The following is a 2,944-nucleotide window of genomic DNA, read 5'->3' as shown; positions in this document are numbered from 1 at the left end:
GTTGTTCTGGTTGTTGCTGGCGTTCTGGCTCTGGTCTTGCTGTGTCATTTCCATACTCCTTGAGGTGTTGGTGACGTTAATCAGTGATCGATTGCCACTGAGCCTTCACTTTGAACCGCTGCGGATTCGCAGGGTGTAGGACATGCCGGCCATTACCTTTTGTTGCGTGCTTGTCAATGGGAATTCAGGGTTGAACGGGAGATCTGCGACAAAGCAACAATCTTTGACATTCGCGCCCAGCGCCCGCGCGGCTCAGCACTTGAGCCGCGCCTGCGGGTCGCGCGCCACCTTGCGTTCGCGGCGCACCCAGTCCAGATCGTAGTACTGTCTGCCGGCGCGGCGCAGCTATTGCAAGCGGACCATGGAACCAATACGCTTGGGCGGTGTCCATATCCTCCATGCGTCGCTTTTTCTCGCTGTTCATCGTCCTGCTGCTGGTCTTTCGCGGCCTGGCGGGCGACGCCATGGCGATGGGCGAGGCGGTGCTGCATCCGGCGCATGCGCATGCGGCCGCGGCGGGCCACGATATGGTCGGCACCGGGCACGGTGGGCATGGCGCGCATGAACCTGGCGCTGCCCATGCCCATGGCAGCGCGCCGCAGCAAGCCTGCGACATGCAGGCGGGCAGTGCCTGTGATCCCGCGCATGGCGCGTCCTGCGCGGCCTGCGGCATCTGCCACTCGGCGGTGTCGCTGACCGATGTGCCGCTGCCTGGCGCCGCCGCTGCGCCCGGCATTCGCCCCGCGGGAATGAGCCCGCGCTTTGCCAGCGCCTTGCCGCTGCAGGCCGTCAAACCGCCCATTTCCTGAGACCTGACACCCGAAGTGCGTCCGCAGCGGACGCGCTTTGCTGCGCGCAGACGCGTTGCTTGCGTCTGACGCTTCGTTAGTCATGTCGAAGGAGAACCATATGCGCCTGGCGCAGCTTTTGCCCCTGGGGGTGCTGGCCGGATGGGCCTGCACCGCCGCCTGGGCCCAGAATTCCGTCCCATCCGTCCCATCCGTGGCCACCAATGCCTGGCTGGACCCGGCTGCCGCTGCGCGGCCGTTGATCCACAGGCCTTTGCCGTACAGCGGCGCGCTGGTGGCAACGCCGCAGGACTGGCGCGCTGCGAATGCCGCCGTGGCCGCATTCCCGCGCGGGCATTCCGATGTCGTGCGCTGGGAGGCCGGCCAGCAGGCCCCACGTTCCGCCGCCGCGCACAAGGGGCATCCATGACGCGCCGCCTTTCCACGCTGGGCGCTGCCGTGGCCGCGCTGCTGCTGGCCGGCTGCGCCAGCGTCGCTCCCGATGGCCTGCGTGGCGCCGTGCAACAGCATGCCCAGGGGCGCCTGCCAGCGGGCGCGGACCTGCCGGCGCCCGACCTTGCTGCCCGCCAGCAGGCGCAGGCGAACATCGCCGCGTGGCTGCAGCAGCCGGTCGATGCCGACACGGCTGTGCGCATTGCGCTGCTCAACAACCCGGACCTGCAGGCCCGCCTGGCGCAGCTGGCGCTGCAGGACGCCGAGCGCGCCCAGGCATTGACGCTGATCAATCCCACGCTGTCGCTGGCGCGGCTGACCAGCCCGCATGAACGCGAAATCGAACGCCAGCTGGGCCTGAACGTGGTGCAGCTCATCACCATGCCCTGGCGCGCACGCTGGCAGGGCTGGCAAATGGAGCGCGCCACGCTGGACGCCGCGCAGCAGGTGTTGGCGCTGGCCGCCGATACGCGCCGTGCCTGGCTGCGCGCCGTTGCGGCGCGCCAGGTGCTTGCGGCCCAGGAGCGCATGCATGCAGCGGCGCAGGTCGGCGGCGAGCTTGCCGAGCGCATGGCCAGGGTGGGCAACTTTAGCCGGCTGCAGCAGGCCCAGCAGTTGAGCGTGCAGCACGACAGCGCGGCGCAGCTGGCGCGCGCGCGCCTGGCCGCAGCGCTGGAAAGCGAGCAGCTTGCGCGGCTGATGGGGCTGTGGGGACCGCAGGCCGAGCTGGCGCTGCCCGATCGCTTGCCCGCGCTGCCCGCGGCCAACGACCTGCGCCGCGGTGACGACGCCGAAGCCACGGCCTTGCGCGAGCGGCTCGATGTGCGCGCGCTGCGCCGCGATCTGGACAGCGCGGCCGAGCGCAGCGGCTGGGCCGGCGTGGGCGCGGTGTTCGGCGATCTGGGGCTGAGCTACAGCCGCAATACCGCGACCGAGCGCGCCAGCGGCCACAGCGAAGTCACGCGCGGCTGGGAGCTGGACATCGCCTTGCCGCTGTTCGACTGGGGCGGCGCGGCCACGGCCGGAGCGCGCGCCGGGCTGCAGCGCAGCGCCGCCCAGCTGCGCGCGACGGCGCTGGACGCCCGCAGCCAGGCGCGCAGCAGCTGGCTGCGCTACCGCACGGCCTGGGATCTGGCGCAGCAGCAGCAGGCCGAAGTAGTGCCGCTGTCGCAGCTGCGCCAGGATGAGGCCGTGCTGCGCTACAACGGCATGTTCATCAGCACCTGGGAGCTGCTGGCCCAGGCGCGCGCCACGACCCAGGCCGTGGCCACGGCCAGCGAGCTGCAGCGCGACTTCTGGCTGACCGAAGTCGATCTGCAGCTCGCGCTCCACGGCAGCTCGCCCGGCGCCGTCGCGGCGCCGGACAGCCGGGCCGCCGCCGCTTCCTCGACTTCCGCACCAGGCCATTGACCATGAACCGCCGCAATTTCTTCACCGGCGCCGCCACGGCCGTGGCCGCCGCCTCCGTCAGCTCCGTGGCCATGGCCGCGCTGCCCGAACCCGTGTCCCAGGCCTCGGCCGATACCGCGCCGCCGCTGGCGCCGCCCAACGGCCGGCCCTACCATCCGGTGGTCACGCTCAACGGCTGGACCACGCCCTGGCGCATGAACCAGGGCGTCAAGGAGTTCCACCTCGTGGCCGAGCCCGTGGTGCGCGAAGTGGCGCCCGGCTTTTTCGTCAACATGTGGGGCTACAACGGCCAG

General features: G+C 70.6%; 3 protein-coding genes and 1 pseudogene. All 4 read left to right on the top strand.

The features are described 5' to 3' along the window. Positions 1-398: 398 nt before the first annotated feature. Positions 399-809: a hypothetical protein gene (locus RR928_RS24645; RefSeq protein WP_332684702.1), complete on the top strand. Its 411-nt coding sequence runs from the start codon at positions 399-401 to the stop codon at positions 807-809. 82 nt (positions 810-891) lie between these two features. Beyond that, the gene (locus RR928_RS24640; protein ID WP_332547689.1) at positions 892-1,218 is read left to right on the top strand and encodes a hypothetical protein; all 327 of its coding nucleotides are present in this window, start codon (positions 892-894) and stop codon (positions 1,216-1,218) included. After that, a complete protein-coding gene (locus RR928_RS24635; RefSeq protein ID WP_332547688.1) occupies positions 1,215-2,651 on the top strand; it encodes a TolC family protein in 1,437 nt (478 codons plus the stop codon). Before RR928_RS24640 ends, RR928_RS24635 begins: the two co-directional genes overlap by 4 nt. A gap of 2 nt (positions 2,652-2,653) precedes the next feature. Further along, a pseudogene (locus RR928_RS24630) lies at positions 2,654-2,944 on the top strand (copper oxidase); the annotation flags it as partial.

The sequence above is a fragment of the Comamonas sp. genome (genome assembly GCF_036666375.1).
Taxonomy (GTDB): domain Bacteria; phylum Pseudomonadota; class Gammaproteobacteria; order Burkholderiales; family Burkholderiaceae_C; genus Comamonas.
The sequence above is the reverse complement of the archived record's forward strand: the minus strand, read 5'-3'. Positions and strand labels throughout refer to the sequence as shown.

What these genes read in the sequence shown, in the direction of transcription:
- RR928_RS24645 (WP_332684702.1), top strand. Translation starts at nt 399, where the DNA reads ATGCGTCGCTTTTTCTCGCTGTTCATCGTCCTGCTGCTGGTCTTTCGC.
- RR928_RS24640 (WP_332547689.1), top strand. Translation starts at nt 892, where the DNA reads ATGTCGAAGGAGAACCATATGCGCCTGGCGCAGCTTTTGCCCCTGGGG.
- RR928_RS24635 (WP_332547688.1), top strand. Translation starts at nt 1,215, where the DNA reads ATGACGCGCCGCCTTTCCACGCTGGGCGCTGCCGTGGCCGCGCTGCTG.